The following is a 16,684-nucleotide window of genomic DNA, read 5'->3' as shown; positions in this document are numbered from 1 at the left end:
GCCCTTCCGCAGTTGCGCTTCTCTTCGCTCGCCATGACCAGCTCACGGTGGGACTTCCACCCACAAGAATGCGCCCATGCTGGACGCACCAACAAAAAAGCCCAGCAGGGCCGGGCTCTTTTCAAAACACCAGATCGCGAAGCGATTAGATGCCGAGACCACCGAAGCGCTTGTTGAACTTGGAAACGCGACCGCCGCGGTCTACGAGCTGCTGATTGCCGCCCGTCCAGGCCGGATGAGACTTGCTGTCGATTTCGAGGTTCATGACGGCGCCTTCCGAACCCCAGGTCGAGCGGGTTTCGTATTCGGTGCCGTCGGTCATGACCACCTTGATGGTATGGTAGTCGGGATGGATGTTGGCCTTCATAACAATCTTCCTGTCATGCCAGGGTCCATTTGTCGCAAGCCATTGCGGCAACCGAACCGATTGAATAAATGAAGCCGCAGTCCGATTGAGGCCACGGCTTCCAATTAAGATGGCGTGCCTATACATGAAGGCAGCAAGGATAACAAGGGGCGAAAGAGCGAAGTCCCTTGCTGATATGGGGATTGGAGACGACTTGTCAGAGACGGGCCAGGCAGACGACAAAAACCGCAGATCTATTCGGCCGCTTCTGCGCCTGACACCCTATCTCAGGCGTTATCGCGGCATGGTGTTGGGCGCGCTTATCGCATTGGTCGCTGCCGCCGTCACCTCCCTCGCCCTGCCGCTTGCCGTCCGGCGCATGATCGACCACGGCTTCGATCAATCCGATCGTGGCCTCATCGACAGCTATTTCGCCGCGATTATGGTCATGGCCGTCATCCTCGCGTTGGCAAGCGCGCTTCGCTATTATTTTGTCATTAGCATTGGCGAGCGTATCGTCTCGGATATGCGCCGCGAGGTCTTCGACCATGTGACGCGGCTGTCGGCCGCCTTCTTCGATGTCAATCAATCCGGCGAAATCGTTTCGCGGCTGACTGCCGACACGACGCAGATCAAGTCCGCCGTTGGCTCGACGGCTTCGGTCGCACTGCGCAATCTCATTCTCTGTCTCGGCGCCGTGGTTATGATGATCGTCACTAGCCCCAAGCTGTCGAGCATCGTACTGATCGCCATTCCGATTATCGTGCTGCCGCTCATGAGCTTCGGTCGCTCGGTGCGTAAGCGCTCGCGCGCCGCACAGGATACGCTGGCCAATGCGTCGGCCTATGCCAACGAAACCATCGCCGCCAGCCGCACCATTCAAGCCTTCAACGGCGAGGCAGCGGCCGCGCAGCGTTACGGCGCTGCGGTCGAGGATGCCTATCAAGCCGCGCGCGCCGCGATCAAATCCCGCTCGCTGCTGACCGGCTTTGCCATCACCATGGTCTTCGGCAGCATTGTCGCCGTGCTCTGGGTCGGGGCACAGAATGTGCTCGCCGGCACGATGTCGGCAGGAACGCTCGGTCAGTTCCTTCTTTACTCGGTTATCGCAGGCTCCTCGCTCGGCTCACTATCGGAAGTCTGGGGCGAACTATCGCAAGCTGCCGGCGCGGCCGATCGGCTCGGCGAACTTTTGGCCGAAGTCTCGCCGGTCGCTGCCCCCTCCGATCCGTTGCCCCTCCCGCAACCGCCGCAGGGTCGGGTAGAATTCTCCGATGTGCATTTCTCCTATCCCTCGCGGCCTGAAAAATCCGCGCTGCATGGCTTGTCCCTTTCCGTCAAGCCGGGCGAAACAGTCGCGATCGTCGGTCCTTCCGGCGCCGGCAAGAGCACGGTCTTTTCGCTGCTCCTGCGCTTTTACGATCCGCAACAGGGTAGCGTCGCGGTCGACGGCGTCGATGTAAGCCGCGTCTCCCCGGATGCCTTGCGTGGCCGCATCGCCATCGTGCCGCAGGACACAACGATTTTTGCCGCCTCGATCCATGACAACATCGCTTTCGGTCGCCCCGGCGCCTTGCGCGACGAAGTTCGCGCCGCCGCGATGGCTGCGCAGGCGGATGAGTTCATCTCACGCCTCGGCCAGGGTTACGACACGCAGGTGGGCGAGCGCGGCATAACTCTTTCCGGCGGCCAGCGTCAGCGTATCGCCATTGCCCGTTCCATCCTGAAGAATGCGCCGATCCTGCTGCTCGACGAAGCGACATCGGCGCTCGACGCCGAGAGCGAGACGCTAGTTCAGAAGGCGCTGGACGGTCTGATGGAAACGCGCACCACCCTCGTCATCGCCCATCGCCTGGCGACCGTGCTGAAGGCCGACCGTATCCTGGTCCTCGATCAGGGCCGCATCGTCGAAGAAGGTACGCATCAGAGCCTGATCCAGCAGGGCGGCATCTACGCCAAGCTGGCGCGCCTGCAATTCGACGCCGGCATCGAGGGCCGGATGCTTGCCGTCAAATAGAGACGGATTGACCAAGGTAAGCGGAATACAACAGGTGGAAATAGCTTTAAAGTTGCGCTAGATTTTTTCACGTCATCTCGCGCTGATGCGATTCTAGGAGACGGGAACCATGTATAAATTTGAAGTCTACAAGGACAAGGCTGGCGAATTCCGCTTCCGGTTCAAGGCCTCGAACGGCGAAACCATGTTTGCCTCCGAAGGCTATAAGGCGAAGGCTTCGGCCCTCCATGCTATTGAATCGATCAAGGCCCACGTCGGCGGCGCCTCCATCGACGATCAGACCACCGCCTAAGACTTCGCGTCGAGCGCTGCTATGCAGCCTTTTGCAGCCGGCCGCCTTCAGGCGCGCCTGGCTGTTTTTTTATTTTGACCGTCGAATATTCTGAAAAATGCATCGGCCTGTCGAAATCGGCCCTGATCGCGGCTCATTGTATCGGAACGGCATGAAGCCGCTTCGCCGACGGTGTTGCACATTTTGGCATTCGCTCCTTAGATGCAGCGTCCCGTCCGGATTGTCGCCAACAAAGCCAGCAGGAGTTATCCCATGCAGTATGCCTTGATCATCCGTGAATCGGCCGAGGATTTTAAGCGGCGCGAGGATCCCACCTATAAGAACGGCTGGATCGCCTATACGCAGGCGCTCGTCCAGGCCGGCATCATGACCGGCGGCGCCGGACTGACGGCCCCGGAAACCGCAACGGTCGTCCGCCGCCGTGGCGAACACCACGATGTGCAGGACGGTCCTTTTCCGGAAGGCAAAGAGCAGCTCGGCGGCTTCTATCTGATTGACGTGCCGAACCTGGACGCAGCGTTGGAGTGGGCCGTGCGCGTGCCGGTTTCCCAGAATGGCTCCGTCGAAGTGCGGCCGCGACTGCAAATGTGAGATGGCCATGGATCACGACGTTGGACGCGCCACCGAGCGGGTGGCGCGTCAATCCTACGGCAAGTTGATCGCCTTTCTCGCAGCCCGCTCGGGCGACGTCCCGGCAGCTGAGGACGCGCTGTCGGAGGCGCTTGCGAAAGCGCTGAACGTTTGGTCGGAGCGCGGCATTCCTGACAATCCCGAGGCCTGGCTATTGGTCGCGGCGCGACGCAATCTTTACGGCGCCGCAAGACATGCAAGCGTCAAAGCCGCCGCCCGCGATACGATCAGCCTTGCTTTCGAGGAGGCGGAAGAGCGCATGAATGCGGATGGCCCGACTTTCCCAGACGAGCGGCTGAAGCTGCTCTTCACCTGCACCCATCCGGCCATCGACCAATCCGTGCATACGCCGCTGATGCTGCAGACGGTTCTCGGCATTGACGCCAGGACCATATCGCAGGCCTTTATCGTCTCGCCGGAGACGATGAGCCAGCGGCTGGTTCGGGCAAAGATCAAGATCCGCGAGGCCCATATTCCCTTTGCCGTTCCCGACCGTTGCGCGCTGCCGGAGCGGCTGACCAGCGTGCTCTCGGCAATCTATGCTGCTTATGGTCTTGGCTGGGACGGGCTCGATGGCGGAGATGGCAAGCGCAGCTCGCTGGTCGACGAAGCCATCTGGCTCGGCCGCGCCCTGAACGCCACCATGGCGCAGGAGCCGGAAGCCATGGGATTGCTATCCCTGATGCTTTACTGCGAAGCCCGCCGTACCGCTCGCCGGGACGCGGATGGACAGTATGTGCCGCTCGATGAACAGGACACGGCACGCTGGAACGCCATCATGATCGCCGAGGCCGATGGCCTGCTGCGGCAGGCGGGCACTTTCGACCGCTTCGGCCCATTCCAGTGCCAGGCGGCGATCCAGTCCGTCCACACCGAGCGGCGGCGCACTGGAGTGACCGACTGGACGGCGCTTGCAATGCTCTACGACGCACTCGTCCTGATGACACCAACCGTCGGTGCCCGCGTCAGCCAAGCCGCCGTTGTCGGCCGGGCGCAAGGGCCGGCCACCGGATTGCATCATCTGAACCAGATAACCGAGCGCGATATCGTCAGCTATCAGCCCTATTGGGCGGTTCGCGCCCACCTGCTGGTGGAAGTTGGAGAAACCGGGAGTGCCGTCATGGCGTATCGCACGGCGATAGGGCTCAGCGGCAGCTCCGCCATCCGCAAATTCTTGCAGGAGCGCCTCGATACCGTTCTGGCCGATCGAAGCTGACGATTACTTCTCCGTCAGCTTCAGCTCGATACGGCGGTTGGTGGCCCGGGCTTCCGGCGTATCGCCCGGAGCGATCGGCTGGAACTCGCCGAAGCCGGCGGCGACGAGCCGGTCCGAAGGCACGCCATGGACGATCAGGAACTTGACGACGGCGATCGCGCGAGCCGACGACAGTGCCCAGTTGTCAGGATAGCGGCCACTGCCGGAGAGCGGTACGTTGTCCGTGTGACCGTCGACGCGCAATACCCAGTTGATCTCAGGCGGAATTTCCTTGGAAAGATCGATCAGCGCGGCGGCAAGCTTGGTCATTTCTGCCTGACCTTCCGGATTGAGATCGGCAGAGCCGGAGGGGAACAGCACTTCCGACTGGAAGACGAAGCGGTCACCAACGATGCGGATATTATCGCGGTCGGAGAGGATTTCGCGCAACCGCCCGAAGAAGTCGGAACGATAACGGTTGAGTTCCTGCACGCGCTGCGCCAGCGCCACATTCAGCCGCCGACCGAGATCGGCGATCTTCACCTGCGATGTCTGATCCTTCTCTTCCGACGCCTGCAAGGCGGCCTCGACAGCGGCAATCTGGCTGCGGAGCGCGGCAATCTGTTGGTTGAGAAGATCGACCTGACTGAGCGCGCGGGCACTCGCCTGCTTCTGCTCATCGAGCTGCTGCGTCAGGGTCCCTACCCGCTGTTGCGCGGCCTGATTGCTGCCGGATCCGGCATCGAGGAGCGTCTGTAGGCGCGAACGTTCACCCTCTGCCGCCGAAAGCGAGGCCTGCAGATTGGCGACCGAATCTTCCAGATCCTGCTTCCCGCTCTTTTCAAGCGCCAATGCCTGCGTCAATTCGTTAATCTGGCTGTTGAGGCGATTCAGCACCTCGTCGCGGCCGGAAATTTCGCGGCTCAGAATGAATTGGCCGACGACAAACACCGTCAGCAGGAACATGATCGCCATCAGTAGTGTCGAGAGCGCATCGACGAATCCCGGCCAATAATCGACCGTTCTCTTATGGCGACTGTTGCGTGCGAGCGCCATGATTTACTTGCTCCCGGTCTTCTCGGTATGGCTGATGCGGTCGGCTAGGCGGTCGAGCGTCCGGCGCATCGACTTCGCCTCTTCCTGCTGCGCCTCGATCCAGTCGCGCAGCATCTGCTGTTCGTTGCGCATGTTCTTCACCAGGCCCTGGATGCCCTCTGCGAGGTTCGCCATCGCCGTTACCGAACGCTGGCCGCCACCGCCCTCTTCCGCAATCTTGCGCAGATATTCCGAAAGCACCCGCACATCCTCCGAGGATGCGCCGCCGGTGCCTTCGATGACGGGAGTGATATCCGAGCCGACATCGGTAACGGAGGAAAGCCAGTTTTCCAGTTCGGTATAAAAGCGGTTCTGCGCACGCCCGGCCTGAAGATCGAGAAAACCGAGGATCAGCGAGCCAGAGAGGCCAAGCAGCGAGGACGAAAACGCCGTGCCCATGCCGACCAGCGGGCCGGAAAGGCCGGTTTTGAGGGCGCCAAGAATATCGCCGGTGTTGCCGGAACCGACGTCGAGGCTTTGGATGACGTCGTTGATCGAGCCAATCGTGCCGATCAGACCCCAAAAGGTGCCGAGCAGGCCGAGGAAGACAAGCAGGCCGATGAGATAGCGCGAAGTGTCGCGAGATTCATCGAGACGGGTGGCTATGGAATCGAGGATGGAGCGCAGCGTCGCCGTCGACAACATGCCGCGACGATTACCGATCAGCGCCCGCATTGGCGCCAGAAGCCGCGGATTGCGCCCGACCTTGTCGGCAACATTGCCAACCGCGCGGAAATGGTTGAACCACCGGACCTCCGGCCTAAGCATCAGGACGTGATTGAAGACCAGCAGAATGCCGACGGCCAGCACACCAAGGATCAAGCCATTGAGGCCGGGATTGTGCAAGAAGGCGACTTGGGCTTGGCGAAACAGGATCGCCACGATAAACCCGACGATGACCAGGAAAAGGATCATCGTCCAAAAGAAGGCCATTGGGCTGGAGAGCTTATACGTGTAGTTGGCCGACACATTGTCGGTCGAACCTAGATCCCCCAGATTTACATTTTCCATTGCACGCTTAGCCTCCGGATTTTCCGCAGCCGGAGACTAGAGCAACATTGTGCCGAATTGAAGAGACGGAAAACACAAAACCAGCCATTGGCAACAGCCTGTATTGCCGCAGGGCGATTGGCGGAGGACGATCCTTATTTCGTTGGGATCGGTCGCTTGATGACCTCGGCCAGCGCCTTTTGAATATGCTCATTGCCGCAGATGATCGAGCTGGTGCCGAGCATATCGGTCCCACCGTTGAAATCCGAGACGAAACCGCCGGCTTCGCGCACCAGCAGAATACCGGCAGCCATGTCCCAGGGCGACAGGCCCACTTCCCAGAAGCCGTCGAAACGACCAGCGGCGACATAAGCGAGATCGAGCGCTGCGGAGCCGACGCGGCGGATGCCGGCGACTTCGCCCATGACATGGCGTAGTTCGACCAAGAACTTGCCGTGATTGCCGCGGCCAAGATGCGGGACACCGCAGCCGATGACGCAGTCTGACAGCACGCGCCGCGAGGCGACGCGCAGACGGCGATCGTTAAGGAAGGCGCCTCCGCCTCGCTCGGCCGTATAAAGTTCGTCCGTTGCCGGGTTGAAGACAACGGCGCCGACGATTTCGCCGTTCCGCTCCAATGCGATCGACACGGAGAACATCGGAATGCCGTGCAGGAAGTTGGTCGTGCCGTCGAGCGGATCGACAATCCAGCGATGCGCGCCGTCGGTGCCCTTGATCTCTTCGCTTTCCTCACCGAGGAAGCCATACGTCGGCCGTGCTTTCAGCAGCTCGTCGTGAATGATCTTCTGCGCCTTGAAATCAGCCTGGCTGACGAAATCGCCCGGTCCCTTCACCGAAACCTGCAGGTTCTGCACTTCGCCGAAATCGCGGCTGAGCGACTTGCCTGCCTTGAGGGCAGCCTGAACCATAACATTGAGAAGAGCAGAACGGGCCATCGGGCTTCCTTGGGTAAAATAGGAGGCGCTGGCCGGACCCGATAACAGGCCCCGGCGGAGCGGGATCGGCAGCGCATTAAAGATTGGCGGCCTCAAGACCACAAAATCGGGGGAATTTCAAGTACAGCGAGCCGGAAGGTCCGGATTTCTCGTCAAGCCGAGGAGTTCGCTTGCTTGTTTGACATGCAAATCCACCAAAAAATGATGCACCGCACTTTCTTAGAATTTTTTCTAGACTAATCAGTCTGGAATCGCTACAACGCCCACATGGCACGACACAAGGAATTTGACCGCGACGAGGCGCTCAGCGCCGCCATCCGGGTCTTCTCCGACCATGGATACGAAGGCACGTCGACGGACGATCTGCTGAAGGCCATGAAGATCAGCCGGCAGAGCATGTATGATACCTTCGGCGACAAGCGCAGCCTCTATCTCGAAGCGCTTAAGCGATACAATGCCGACAGCCTCGCCCGCATCCTGGCGGACCTTAAGGGAGACCGTTCGGCGTTGGCGCGAATTGAAGTCGCGCTCGTGGCCTTTGCGGCACGTCCGGCCAGCGAAGCGACGCGCTGTTGCCTCGGCGTCAGCGCCATCTGCGAATTCGGCCGCGCCGATGCCGAGGTCGCAACGCTAACCGACGAAGCCTCGCGGATCCTTTCCTCCTCGCTAGAAAGCGTCATCAGGGCCGGCATTGCCAGTGGCGATTTTGCCGCCGATCTCGACGTCACAAGTGCCGTTCATTTTCTCGGCGCCACACTCTCAGGGATGAAAGTCGGCGCCCGAGGCGGCGCATCTCCCGAGACGCTTACCTCAATCGCCCATATGGCCCTTAAAAGCTTGATCTGAAGCCGCGCGCGGCTTCCGCCGTTTTCGCATACACAATTCTAGACCAAACTGTCCAAAAAAACGAAAGGAAATATCATGTCCCAGTCCCTCGCCAACAAGGTTGCCCTCGTCACCGGCGGCTCGCGCAGCATTGGCGCAGGGATCGTCCGCCGGCTGAGCGCAGATGGCGTCGAGGTGGCCTTCACCTACTCGTCCTCACCGGACAAGGCGGAAGCCCTAGTGCGTGATCTCGATGCAGCCGGCGGCGCGGCGATCGCTATCAGAGCCGATAGCGCCGATCCGGATGCCGTGCGCGCCGCGATCATCCGAACGGTTGAGCGGTTCGGCGGCCTCGATATCTTGGTCAACAATGCCGGCATCCTGATCCGCGAAACGGTCGACAATTACGATCTTGCCGATTTCGACCGCATGTTCGCCGTCAACGTTCGCGCTGTCTTCGTTGCCGCGCAGGCCGCGATCAAACACATGAACGAGGGGGGCCGCATCATCACCATCGGCAGCGTTGCCGCGGAGCGCGCCGGTTTTCCGGGGGCCTCGGTCTATAGCGCCACAAAGGGCGCCGTTGCGGCCATGACCCGCGGCCTCGCCCGCGACTTAAGCCCGCGCGGCATCACCGTCAACACCATTCAACCCGGTCCGACCCTGAGTGGCATGACCGTCGATGCCGGCGAGATATTGAAGCCACTCTTGCCTGTCGGCCGACTTGGTAAGGACACGGAAATCGCGGCCCTTGTCACCTATCTCTGCAGCCCAGAGGCCGCCTTCGTCACAGGCTCGGCTCTTACGATCGACGGTGGCTACCTGGCTTAGCTCTTGTCCGCGCATGATCTTATCCGAAGACTTTTCGCGGCCCCCCAGTCAGGATCACGCTCAGAATTTCTGCTGCGCCATCAGGATCTCGCGGGCGATTGGTCGTCAGACGGACGCTGGCAGATTCATCGACAGTCAAAATCTTCGCACTCATGGTATGTACATCTTTATGGAGCCAGAATTGCGTGTCCTCCGCCGTAAAGGCGTCAATGAACCCACCCCTCTGCAAGCCTTTCAAAATAGAACCGCTGACCGCGAGAAAGGCGAAGTGTTTTGCCGGAGGCCTTCGCCTCGATCCGCGCTGACTGGACCAACTGTACGAAGCTCAAATCGGCTTCCGCATCGTCAGCGACTTCGAGGACAAGCATCTTGCTGTCCCGAAACTTCAAAGTCATACTTTGATGAATTTCGGAAATATTCCTGATGTTCAGGGTGGTTTTTGGCAGAGAAATAGATTCGGAATATTTATCGGACATTTCAAGTTCGGCCCCGCTAGCAAAAAATACTTGAGCAATAACTATTGAATCTCATGTCAACCTAACCTTAACAGGTAGTAAATGTAGGTTGTACAATTCATCATTTCGGAGGCTGTGAATTCTCACCCGGCATAAATGACCATAAGAATCTTATGATGAAAAATATGGTTGAAATTCACATAGTTAAATCGAAAAGACTAAAACACTGCCCTTCCGGTGAGCGAATCTTAACCCTGCCGGCGAAAGCCCGGGATGCAACGCTTACGAGTCCTGAGAATTTACCGGAATTTTCCATCCCACATTTAAGAGTTGAGTCAAACAAGCCTTTCTCCAAGTAAAGGGACAGACATGAAAAACGGAACAGCTCTGGCACGCCGCATCGATCGCCCAAGGGGATTCCCGCAAGCAATGGATGTCAGCCGTATCCTGGAAGCGGCGCGCACCGAAGTCGAGAAACGCTTTCTCGACGGCGGCACCGTTCTCTTGTCGGTGATGGAGGTTCTGAACCAACTCTTGTCATCCCTCGACCGGTTGACCAAGGCGCTCGACAGCGATGGCGCCAGCGATACCACGGCTGATCTGTTACAAACAGTGAGCGGCCTGTCCGACCTGCCCGGCCTCGAAGCCAGACGCCAGGCAAATTTCGAGGTTCTCGCCGAGGCCGGCTCCAAGCTGCACGCCCATGTTACCGATATGCAAGAGACCATGCGCTACCTGCGCACCTTCGCCATCACTGTGAAGATCACCGGCGCAGGGATTGCCGAATTTGCCGGTTTTGCGCAGGAAATCCTGGAGCGTATTCATTCCGGCACCGATGAAGTCAACACCTTCGCCCAACAGCTCGGCGCCCTCGAACGTGAGCTGAAGGTCGCCATGACCTTTGGCGCCACCACCGCAAGGGCCTATGACCGCAATGTTCCGCAAGTGGTCGCAGCATTGGAAAAGGATGCCCGCACCATCGCTGCTCACCGTAAAGAACTCGCCGTGAACGCCGCCGAGGTTGGCGCCATCGCCCGCGGCGTGCAAAGCAAGGTCGCTACCACCCTCTCGGCCCTGCAGATCGGCGACATCACCCGTCAGCGCATCGAGCACGTGCAAAGCTCCTTCACCTTTCTCGAAGAGTATCTCGCGAGCGACGAAGGGAGCAAGCTTGATGCCGATGCCCGCCAGCGGCTCGCAAATGTCATTCATCACCTGACGGCGGCGCAGATGCGCGAGATGGTCGCGGACTTCCAGCGGGAGTCGGGCAATGTCGTCAAGACGATCGCCAGCTTCAGCCACGATACCCAGGAAATCCTCAAACTGCGCGACGCCATGAAGCCCGAGGGAAGTAGCGACGGCAACGTGCTGCGTGCACTGGAACAAAGCGTCTCCGCTGCCCACACCATCGTCAAACAGGTCGAAACGGCGCGTGTGCAGGCCGACGGCATCAGCCAATCGACACTCGGCACGGCCTCGAACCTGCTCGGCCGCATCGAGACCATCCGCGCCGTCAAGACGGATATCCACTATATGGCGCTCAACACCAATCTGCGCTGCAGCCGCATGGGCGAGGAAGGCCGTTCGATCAACGTCGTGACCGCCGAACTGCGCATCTTTGCGGCAAAACTCGATGAATCCGCCGACGCGATGGTCACAGGCCTCGCATCTCTCGAAAAGGCGGCCGGCCACGTCGCCTCCGGCCAGGAAGGTTCGGACCATCGCCTCGACGAGAGGCTGATCTCGGCCGTCGACACGATACGCTGCGCCGCCAACATCATGGACGGCGAGTTGGAGGCACTGTCGGGGCATGGCCGCGAAGTGGCAAATAAGATCATGCTTTCGATCGGCAAACTCGACTTCCAGCGCGATCTCGGCGAGACCCTGGCAAATTGCGCCGATAGGCTGGGCGACATGGCCGGCAGCGAAATGGCCGAGGTGAACGATTTGGAGGACATCATCGTGCCGCTCGGCGCCCGCATCTTCAAGGTCTATACCATGGCTCAGGAACGCAATATCCATCGCGACATCATCGCCATGGACGATAGGGTCGCGCCAGCCGTTGCTGCGCCGGCCAAGACGGACGACGACGATCTTTTCGCCGACGCTCTATTCTAACGAAATCGGACTTTCGCCCGGAGCATCCCGGCTTTTAGGTGGAATCACCTGCAAGCGGATAAGATGCAGTGGAATCGAATCAAAAGACCAGAGTAACCTTTGTGCGTTCAAATGAACGCAAACCCTCCAGGGCGTTACTGGGCCCTACGAAATTTGTTCGCAGCGTCGATTGCGGCCTTTTGCTGAAAGTCCTCGATGCCCTCGTAGAAATCCTCGAGCTCCGGATCTTTCAGACCGGCGCGGCGCGAGATGACATACCAGGTGGCTGCGGCAACCGGATCCTGCTTCGTGCCGAGCGCATTGATATAGAGATGTGCCAGCTTGTTCTGTGCGACGACATTGCCGCGATAGGCGGCCACCTTCATCCAGTTAAACCCGTTCTCCAGGTCCTGCTTGCCGCCGATACCGTTGATCAGCCAGATGCCCATGTCGAGCTGCGCGGTGTCGTAGCCCGCATTTGCGGCGCGCGATAGCCATTCACGCGCCTGCGCCTTCTTCTCCGCAGGCAGGTCCGGCAAATTAAGGTAGAGCTGCGAGACTGCATATTGCGCATCGGCAATGCCCTGCTCCGCAGACCTTTCATAATATGGAAGAGCCATCTGCAGGCCTTTGATGCCGGGATTGTCAGCCGTCAGGCTCTGCGCCCAGTTGAATTCGGCGGATGCCTGGCCGGCATCGGCCGCTTTCTTCATCCATTCATCCGCCTTCTTCTGGTCGCGCGGCACATCCCGGCCTTCCATCAAGAGCAGCGCATATTTGAACATCGAGGTGGCATCACCTCCCTCGGCCGCTTTGCCATACCAGAAGGCAGCGTCCTTGGTGTCGCGCTTGACGCCCAGGCCTTGCGACATCAATTCGGCAAGCAGGGTTTGGGCTGCGGGATCGCCGAGCTGCGCCCGCGGCAGAGCTTTCTGAAACGCGGTCAGGTAATAACCGCGCTGGAAGGCGCCGTAGGCATCGTCGACCTTCCCTTTGAAAGGCTTCTCCGGCGGCAGGTCGGGCAGTTTCGCACCCATGCGATCAAAGACGCCCACACCTTGCGAGGGTTTGATGCCGTCGTCCGCCTTCGGCTCGGCGCCCGGCTGGATCTTCTCGCTCTTGAAGGAACCGGCTTCGGCGTTCAATGGCCGCGTCATCACGCTATCGTCATGCGTCGGCGCGCCACTCGGCACCGTGGTGTCGTCGGGCTGCGCTGCATCGTCGGATTGCCGGCTATCGGCGGGCCGGCTGCCCTTGTCGGGCTGGGTTGTGATACCGGGTAGCGACGTATCGTTATTGCTCGATTGCGCCACAACCATTAGTGGCAATGCCGTCAGCCCAACGGCGAGCGCAGCAAGAAAGGAACGGTGGCGAAGTCGAGGCGTGAGCGACATGGCTTGCTATCAATCTTCAAACCGTGGCGCTTTTTCGTCCAAAAGCGCATTCACTTCCGCAACGATGGAAGGCGCGGCCGAAGGATCGGCAAAAACAGCGGTGCGCAGCGCCACGAATTCGGCGCCCGACAAAGCCACCTCCAGCGCCGATTTCGGATCTGTGCCCCCCATGACGATGCAGGGAATCTCGATCATTGACGCCCACCATTCGCCGAGTGCGACGTTTTTCGGATGTGCTTCTGGCTTGATGTCGCCGCCGAGCTTGCCGAAGAAGATATAGTCGGGCCGCAGCTCGCCGATCTCGAGCGCGTTGTGCCTGTCTGCGGCGCTACCGCCGCCGACGATCAACTTCGGCACGAATTTCTCGACCGCCTCAGTGAATTCGGCGAGATTGCCGGTAATGTGCAACCCGTCGGCCTTCGCACGGCCCGCGACACGGCTGTCCCCGGCAATCAGCGCAGCCGCTCCCGCGGCCTGCACCACCGGCACCAACTTTTCCGCGTGTTTCTGAAAAGTGCCGTCATCGAGCCCATATTGCGGGATGATGACCGAGGCCACATCCCCGCCCCTCAGCGCATCGGCTACCATCTTCGCCTGCTCATCCATATCGGCGATGTCGGGAACGATGAGAACGAGGCGGCAGCGATCTTCAGGTACGGTCATGCGAGTTTCCATGTTTGCGGGTTCGATCGCCAGGGATTGGGCATCCCGTCCGATGTTTGTGAGTAAATCCGTTAGGGCGGTCTGACAAGGGGCACGGCGTTGAAACCAGCCCATTGCAACCCGTACCATCCGACGCCGCAGAGGCTCGAAAGTCGTTTCTAACCGAAATATTTCAAGGGCCGACTACACAACGCATCATTGCGGCGCACAATTGACTTGCCGCTCTTGGGCGTTTGACGTAGCTTTTCCGCATGTCGACCATGGACCCCTTCGCAGCCATCGCGGATCCGAACCGGCGCTATTTGCTGGAGGAGCTGCGGCGCGCACCGAAAACGGTCAATGAACTGGCGCAGGGCCTGCCAATCAGCCGTCCCGCTGTCTCACAGCATCTAAAGGCATTGCTCGACAGCAATCTCGTTTCCGTCACCACCGAAGGCACGAAACGGATTTACGCGGTCAACAGCCGCGGTTTCGACAAGCTCAATTTGTGGCTGGATCAATTCTGGGCCTGATAGCGGCCCCTGCGCGCTTTTACCAAAATTTTCCGATCTTGCTCGCGAAAGTGCGCCAACCCCCACTCCTCACGTTTTGAAGTTGGCGCATTCGTTTCGACTGGGAGCAGTCACCGTCTCTTACAAGGGAATTGTTTCAGGGCCCTCCGGCCCGCCTGTCTTCCTTGCCACGATCGGCGGCTTTTGTCCTTTGGAAGACGTTGCGTCAGTGGACTGACGATCTTAGACGTTGGATTTCGTCTTTAAGGCGCAGTTTCCTGCGTTTGATATCGGCTATTTCGGTATCATTGATAGAGGGAGATGTCAGTGCGGAATGTAGCTCCTCCTCAAGAGCGACATGTTTCTTTTCGAGCGATTCAAGATGAGCTTGAACAGTCATATGACCCTTCCTTCCTCATGCGTTCCCTGGCCATCCATCGCCAGGGCTCTAGGTGTCAACCCTATCAGTGTGCCATAATATTGAACCCTTGTCGAAGGCCAAAACGTGGCCTACGGGCGGCAAATTCGTGATGAAGGATAACTTCCAGTCATCGCCATTTGGTGATAGGAGCTTGCGGAAATCATGAGGCGCAACGCGCGCGATTGTGCAAGGCATTGGGGAAATGGGCATGGCCGATCAGGAACAGGCGGAAATCAGGTTGATCGTGGCGCGATTGCGTCAGGAACATGAGGATTACGACGCCGCAATCGACGCCATGATCCAGACGGGCTGCGATGCCCTTCGCATCCAGCGCATGAAGAAGAAGAAGCTCGTCATCAAGGACAAGCTGACCAAGCTGGAAGACCAGATCATCCCCGACATTATCGCCTGAGGAGTAAGACGCGACGATGATGACAGAAAGACCACCCGTCGCCATCATCATGGGCAGCCAGTCCGACTGGGAAACCATGAAAAATGCCGCAGACACGCTGGAAGCGCTGGAGATCGCCTATGACGCGCGCATCATCTCCGCGCACCGCACGCCGGACCGGCTGGCGAACTTCGCCAAGGGCGCACGCGACGAAGGCTTTAAAGTGATCATCGCCGGCGCGGGCGGCGCCGCCCACCTTCCGGGCATGGCTGCCGCGATGACGCCGCTGCCGGTCTTCGGTGTGCCCGTGCAGTCGCGCGCCTTATCCGGCCAGGACAGTCTTCTTTCCATCGTGCAGATGCCAGCAGGCATTCCCGTCGGCACACTGGCGATCGGCAAGGCCGGCGCGATCAATGCCGCCCTTCTTGCCGCCGCCGTCCTGGCACTCGGAGACGAGGATATTGCCGAGCGGCTGGACGAATGGCGCGCGCGCCAGAGCGCTGCAGTCGCTGAATATCCGATGGACGACCTATGACGGCGAAAACGATCGGCATCATCGGCGGCGGCCAGCTCGGCCGCATGCTGGCCATGGCTGCGGCCCGCTTGAACTTCCGTACGATCATCCTGGAACCGCAAGCCGATTGCCCGGCCGCCCAGGTGGCGAACGATCAGATCGTGGCGGCCTACGACGATCCCGCCGCTCTCGCCGAGCTGGCAAAGCGCTGCGACCTCGTCACTTATGAATTCGAGAACGTGCCGGTCGCCGCTACCCACAAACTCGCCGAGGATATTGCCGTCTACCCACCGCCGAAGGCGCTGGAGATAGCGCAGGACAGGCTCACCGAAAAGCGCTTCATCAACGATTGCGGCATTCTGACCGCCCGCTTCCACGCCGTCGACAGCCAGACCGACTTAGACGCGGCGCTTGCCGATTTCGGCGGACAGGGCGTGCTCAAGACTCGCCGCCTCGGCTATGACGGAAAAGGCCAGCGCGTCTATCGATCGTCTGCCGACAGCGCTGAAGGCAGCTATGCCGCGCTCGGCGGCGTGCCGTTGATTCTCGAAAGCTTCGTGGCGTTCGAGCGGGAGATTTCCATCATAGCCGCCCGAGGGCTGGACGGTTCGGTCGCCTGCTACGATCCGGCGGAAAATATTCACCGCAACGGCATCCTCCACACTTCGACCCTCCCCGCCAATATCTCCGCCGAGACGGCGGCTGCGGCGCGTGTGGCGGCGGAAAAAATTCTGGCCGCGCTCGGCTATGTCGGTGTCATCGGCATCGAGTTTTTCGCACTCTCCGACGGAAGCCTGATCGCCAATGAAATGGCTCCCAGAGTGCACAATTCCGGCCATTGGACGGAAGCGGCCTGCGTCGTCTCGCAATTCGAGCAGCATATCCGCGCCGTTACCGGCCTGCCGCTCGGCAATCCAGTGCGCCATTCCGACTGCGTGATGCAGAACCTGATCGGCGACGATATCCATTCGGTTGCTGAGTGGCTGCGCGAAGACGACGTGCTGGTACATCTCTACGGCAAGACGGAGTCGCGTCCGGGCCGCAAAATGGGCCATATCACACAGCTTCGCCGTTAACAGCG

19 protein-coding genes are annotated in these 16,684 nt (G+C 59.8%); 11 read left to right on the top strand and 8 right to left on the bottom strand.

The window, feature by feature from the left end; all coding sequences use genetic code 11:
• Positions 1 to 145: 145 nt before the first annotated feature.
• Positions 146 to 367: a 50S ribosomal protein L31 gene (gene rpmE / locus PY650_RS07860; protein ID WP_120705332.1), complete on the bottom strand. Its 222-nt coding sequence runs from the start codon at positions 365 to 367 to the stop codon at positions 146 to 148.
• Positions 368 to 542: 175 nt separating this feature from the next.
• Between rpmE and PY650_RS07855 the strand changes: the two genes are divergently transcribed.
• The 4 genes from PY650_RS07855 to PY650_RS07840 all read left to right on the top strand — a co-directional run bounded on the left by PY650_RS07855 (position 543) and on the right by PY650_RS07840 (position 4,501).
• A complete protein-coding gene (locus PY650_RS07855) occupies positions 543 to 2,363 on the top strand; it encodes an ABC transporter transmembrane domain-containing protein (RefSeq protein ID WP_432761503.1) in 1,821 nt (606 codons plus the stop codon).
• Positions 2,364 to 2,472: 109 nt separating this feature from the next.
• Positions 2,473 to 2,655, top strand: a complete 183-nt coding sequence (locus PY650_RS07850; protein WP_285878516.1) for a YegP family protein — start codon at positions 2,473 to 2,475, stop codon at positions 2,653 to 2,655.
• Positions 2,656 to 2,907: 252 nt separating this feature from the next.
• Positions 2,908 to 3,246 carry a YciI family protein gene (locus PY650_RS07845; RefSeq protein WP_285878515.1) on the top strand — a complete coding sequence of 113 codons (339 nt, stop codon included), beginning with the start codon at positions 2,908 to 2,910 and terminating at the stop codon, positions 3,244 to 3,246.
• 7 nt (positions 3,247 to 3,253) lie between these two features.
• A complete protein-coding gene (locus PY650_RS07840) occupies positions 3,254 to 4,501 on the top strand; it encodes an RNA polymerase sigma factor (RefSeq protein WP_285878514.1) in 1,248 nt (415 codons plus the stop codon).
• A gap of 3 nt (positions 4,502 to 4,504) precedes the next feature.
• Here PY650_RS07840 and PY650_RS07835 read toward each other — a convergent pair whose 3' ends face one another.
• The 3 genes from PY650_RS07835 to PY650_RS07825 form a co-directional block, all read right to left on the bottom strand.
• Positions 4,505 to 5,536, bottom strand: coding sequence for a peptidoglycan -binding protein (locus tag PY650_RS07835; RefSeq protein WP_285878513.1), 1,032 nt, complete (start codon positions 5,534 to 5,536; stop codon positions 4,505 to 4,507).
• Positions 5,537 to 5,539: 3 nt separating this feature from the next.
• Complete coding sequence (locus tag PY650_RS07830) at positions 5,540 to 6,586, bottom strand: flagellar motor protein MotA (protein ID WP_285878511.1); 1,047 nt, start codon at positions 6,584 to 6,586, stop codon at positions 5,540 to 5,542.
• 134 nt (positions 6,587 to 6,720) lie between these two features.
• Positions 6,721 to 7,521, bottom strand: a complete 801-nt coding sequence (locus PY650_RS07825; protein ID WP_285878510.1) for an inositol monophosphatase family protein — start codon at positions 7,519 to 7,521, stop codon at positions 6,721 to 6,723.
• A 267-nt stretch (positions 7,522 to 7,788) separates the two neighbouring features.
• Between PY650_RS07825 and PY650_RS07820 the strand changes: the two genes are divergently transcribed.
• Positions 7,789 to 8,367, top strand: coding sequence for a TetR/AcrR family transcriptional regulator (locus PY650_RS07820; RefSeq protein WP_285878509.1), 579 nt, complete (start codon positions 7,789 to 7,791; stop codon positions 8,365 to 8,367).
• Between the two features lie 75 nt (positions 8,368 to 8,442).
• Positions 8,443 to 9,177: an SDR family oxidoreductase gene (locus PY650_RS07815; protein WP_285878507.1), complete on the top strand. Its 735-nt coding sequence runs from the start codon at positions 8,443 to 8,445 to the stop codon at positions 9,175 to 9,177.
• A 206-nt stretch (positions 9,178 to 9,383) separates the two neighbouring features.
• Here PY650_RS07815 and PY650_RS07810 read toward each other — a convergent pair whose 3' ends face one another.
• The gene (locus PY650_RS07810) at positions 9,384 to 9,653 is read right to left on the bottom strand and encodes a hypothetical protein (protein ID WP_285878506.1); all 270 of its coding nucleotides are present in this window, start codon (positions 9,651 to 9,653) and stop codon (positions 9,384 to 9,386) included.
• Positions 9,654 to 10,001: 348 nt separating this feature from the next.
• Here PY650_RS07810 and PY650_RS07805 point away from each other — a divergent pair, with 348 nt between their 5' ends.
• A complete protein-coding gene (locus tag PY650_RS07805) occupies positions 10,002 to 11,750 on the top strand; it encodes a chemotaxis protein (RefSeq protein WP_432761502.1) in 1,749 nt (582 codons plus the stop codon).
• A 134-nt stretch (positions 11,751 to 11,884) separates the two neighbouring features.
• Here the strand turns inward: PY650_RS07805 and PY650_RS07800 are convergent, their stop codons facing one another.
• Together PY650_RS07800 and PY650_RS07795 are read right to left on the bottom strand one after the other, a co-directional pair.
• A complete protein-coding gene (locus PY650_RS07800) occupies positions 11,885 to 13,123 on the bottom strand; it encodes a tetratricopeptide repeat protein (protein ID WP_285878505.1) in 1,239 nt (412 codons plus the stop codon).
• Between the two features lie 9 nt (positions 13,124 to 13,132).
• Positions 13,133 to 13,786 (bottom strand): thiamine phosphate synthase, encoded by a 654-nt coding sequence (locus tag PY650_RS07795; RefSeq protein ID WP_285878504.1) that lies wholly within the window; start codon positions 13,784 to 13,786, stop codon positions 13,133 to 13,135.
• Between the two features lie 251 nt (positions 13,787 to 14,037).
• Between PY650_RS07795 and PY650_RS07790 the strand changes: the two genes are divergently transcribed.
• Entirely contained in the window at positions 14,038 to 14,298 is a 261-nt protein-coding gene (locus PY650_RS07790; protein WP_107109154.1) for an ArsR/SmtB family transcription factor, read from the top strand.
• Positions 14,299 to 14,503: 205 nt separating this feature from the next.
• On the opposite strand, the gene PY650_RS07785 is transcribed toward PY650_RS07790, so the two are convergent.
• Complete coding sequence (locus PY650_RS07785; protein ID WP_081670329.1) at positions 14,504 to 14,677, bottom strand: YdcH family protein; 174 nt, start codon at positions 14,675 to 14,677, stop codon at positions 14,504 to 14,506.
• A gap of 229 nt (positions 14,678 to 14,906) precedes the next feature.
• Between PY650_RS07785 and PY650_RS07780 the strand changes: the two genes are divergently transcribed.
• From PY650_RS07780 to PY650_RS07770, 3 genes are read left to right on the top strand one after another with little or no spacing between them, the layout of a single operon-like run.
• Positions 14,907 to 15,110 (top strand): YdcH family protein, encoded by a 204-nt coding sequence (locus PY650_RS07780; RefSeq protein ID WP_028752913.1) that lies wholly within the window; start codon positions 14,907 to 14,909, stop codon positions 15,108 to 15,110.
• Between the two features lie 19 nt (positions 15,111 to 15,129).
• Positions 15,130 to 15,624, top strand: coding sequence for a 5-(carboxyamino)imidazole ribonucleotide mutase (purE, locus tag PY650_RS07775; RefSeq protein ID WP_285878527.1), 495 nt, complete (start codon positions 15,130 to 15,132; stop codon positions 15,622 to 15,624).
• Positions 15,621 to 16,679 (top strand): 5-(carboxyamino)imidazole ribonucleotide synthase, encoded by a 1,059-nt coding sequence (locus PY650_RS07770; RefSeq protein WP_285878503.1) that lies wholly within the window; start codon positions 15,621 to 15,623, stop codon positions 16,677 to 16,679. The genes purE and PY650_RS07770 overlap by 4 nt, the downstream gene beginning before the upstream one ends.
• Positions 16,680 to 16,684 lie beyond the last annotated feature (5 nt).

It is taken from the genome of Martinezella calliandrae (assembly GCF_030272695.1).
In the GTDB taxonomy this organism is placed as follows: Bacteria; Pseudomonadota; Alphaproteobacteria; order Rhizobiales; family Rhizobiaceae; genus Rhizobium; species Rhizobium calliandrae.
The sequence above is the reverse complement of the archived record's forward strand: the minus strand, read 5'-3'. Positions and strand labels throughout refer to the sequence as shown.

Coding starts and splice junctions, on each gene's coding strand:
- rpmE (WP_120705332.1), bottom strand. CDS start 367: ATGAAGGCCAACATCCATCCCGACTACCATACCATCAAGGTGGTCATG.
- PY650_RS07855 (WP_432761503.1), top strand. CDS start 543: ATGGGGATTGGAGACGACTTGTCAGAGACGGGCCAGGCAGACGACAAA.
- PY650_RS07850 (WP_285878516.1), top strand. CDS start 2,473: ATGTATAAATTTGAAGTCTACAAGGACAAGGCTGGCGAATTCCGCTTC.
- PY650_RS07845 (WP_285878515.1), top strand. CDS start 2,908: ATGCAGTATGCCTTGATCATCCGTGAATCGGCCGAGGATTTTAAGCGG.
- PY650_RS07840 (WP_285878514.1), top strand. CDS start 3,254: ATGGATCACGACGTTGGACGCGCCACCGAGCGGGTGGCGCGTCAATCC.
- PY650_RS07835 (WP_285878513.1), bottom strand. CDS start 5,536: ATGGCGCTCGCACGCAACAGTCGCCATAAGAGAACGGTCGATTATTGG.
- PY650_RS07830 (WP_285878511.1), bottom strand. CDS start 6,586: ATGGAAAATGTAAATCTGGGGGATCTAGGTTCGACCGACAATGTGTCG.
- PY650_RS07825 (WP_285878510.1), bottom strand. CDS start 7,521: ATGGCCCGTTCTGCTCTTCTCAATGTTATGGTTCAGGCTGCCCTCAAG.
- PY650_RS07820 (WP_285878509.1), top strand. CDS start 7,789: ATGGCACGACACAAGGAATTTGACCGCGACGAGGCGCTCAGCGCCGCC.
- PY650_RS07815 (WP_285878507.1), top strand. CDS start 8,443: ATGTCCCAGTCCCTCGCCAACAAGGTTGCCCTCGTCACCGGCGGCTCG.
- PY650_RS07810 (WP_285878506.1), bottom strand. CDS start 9,653: ATGTCCGATAAATATTCCGAATCTATTTCTCTGCCAAAAACCACCCTG.
- PY650_RS07805 (WP_432761502.1), top strand. CDS start 10,002: ATGAAAAACGGAACAGCTCTGGCACGCCGCATCGATCGCCCAAGGGGA.
- PY650_RS07800 (WP_285878505.1), bottom strand. CDS start 13,123: ATGTCGCTCACGCCTCGACTTCGCCACCGTTCCTTTCTTGCTGCGCTC.
- PY650_RS07795 (WP_285878504.1), bottom strand. CDS start 13,786: ATGACCGTACCTGAAGATCGCTGCCGCCTCGTTCTCATCGTTCCCGAC.
- PY650_RS07790 (WP_107109154.1), top strand. CDS start 14,038: ATGTCGACCATGGACCCCTTCGCAGCCATCGCGGATCCGAACCGGCGC.
- PY650_RS07785 (WP_081670329.1), bottom strand. CDS start 14,677: ATGACTGTTCAAGCTCATCTTGAATCGCTCGAAAAGAAACATGTCGCT.
- PY650_RS07780 (WP_028752913.1), top strand. CDS start 14,907: ATGGCCGATCAGGAACAGGCGGAAATCAGGTTGATCGTGGCGCGATTG.
- purE (WP_285878527.1), top strand. CDS start 15,130: ATGACAGAAAGACCACCCGTCGCCATCATCATGGGCAGCCAGTCCGAC.
- PY650_RS07770 (WP_285878503.1), top strand. CDS start 15,621: ATGACGGCGAAAACGATCGGCATCATCGGCGGCGGCCAGCTCGGCCGC.